This is a genomic window from Endozoicomonas sp. SESOKO3 (assembly GCF_024606255.1).
Map to the genome: position 1 here is coordinate 1 of NZ_JAHHPR010000461.1, position 1111 is coordinate 1111.

At 46.6% G+C, this 1111-nt stretch carries 1 protein-coding gene; it reads left to right on the plus strand.

Features of this window, described 5'->3' with window-relative positions; translation table 11 throughout:
- Positions 1 to 106 precede the first annotated feature (106 nt).
- Complete coding sequence (locus KDK18_RS07875; RefSeq protein ID WP_257254355.1) at positions 107 to 1048, plus strand: glycosyltransferase family 2 protein; 942 nt, start codon at positions 107 to 109, stop codon at positions 1046 to 1048.
- Positions 1049 to 1111: the final 63 nt, after the last annotated feature.

Genomic DNA, 1111 nt, shown 5'->3' on the forward strand with positions numbered 1-1111 from the left:
GACCAATTTATTGCAACCGCAGTAGGACAGCCTTAAGTCCGACAGGCTGCTAGGCAAGTCCGGCAAATCGATTAATGCGCTTTAACTGATTATCAGGAAGAAGACTGTGGCCTTGAGCGATGTTACCCACCCTGATGTTTCGGTAGTGATTCCTGCCTGGAACGCTGCCGGTTTTATCCAAAAAGCGATTGATTCTGCTCTCAGCCAGGAAGGGGTTCAGGTAGAAGTCATCGTGATAGATGATGCTTCCGAAGATCACACTGTCGATATTGTTAAAGACTACCAGAATGAACGGGTTGTTCTGATTCAGGCAGAAGAGAACAGTGGCCCCGGGGCAGCCAGAAACCTGGGGTTTGCTGCTGCAAGGGGAGACTGGATTGCAGTGCTGGACTCGGATGACTATTTTTTGCCGGGTCGTCTTTCGAACCTACTAAATAAAGCGGATAAGACAGTCGATATTCTTATCGATCCTGTCGTTGAGCAACCATATGGCAGGAAAGAATGCGTGCCTTTTTTCAAACAGGGAGAGCTACCTGTCGATGAGTTAACGCTGGCGCATCTTATTTCAACCAACCTGATTTTTACCCATATCAAGTCAACAGGCTACTTAAAGCCAGTTTTTCGCAGGCGATTTTTGCAGGAAAAAGGTGTTACCTACTGGCCAGAAGTGCGAATAGGCGAAGATTATTATTTCCTTGCTGTCTGCCTGGCACACGGAGCAAAAGCAAAGATAACTGAAAAGGCCGGATATGTTTATACCATTCGTTCAGAGTCCATCTCCCGGATCATGAGAGTCGAAGATATTAACATTCTTCTTGCTAACGATGGCCGCTTTTTGTCGGAGTTTACTTTGGGGCAAGAAAGTTCCAATGCCCAGGATTTTCGAACCAGAAACCTGATCCGTGGTCGGGACTTTCTGAAACTGGTTCGATATATCAAGGGCGGGCAGGTGCTTAAGGCTTTTAAACTTGTGTTTAACTCACCAGGCAGTTCTTTACTGCTCTGGCTTCCTGTACGCAAAAGATTGCTAGCAGCCTGTCGGACTTAAGCGTCCGTAGCGAGGATTGCAAGAAATTGAGGATAAAAATTTCTGCTTCTGAGGAGAATAGCG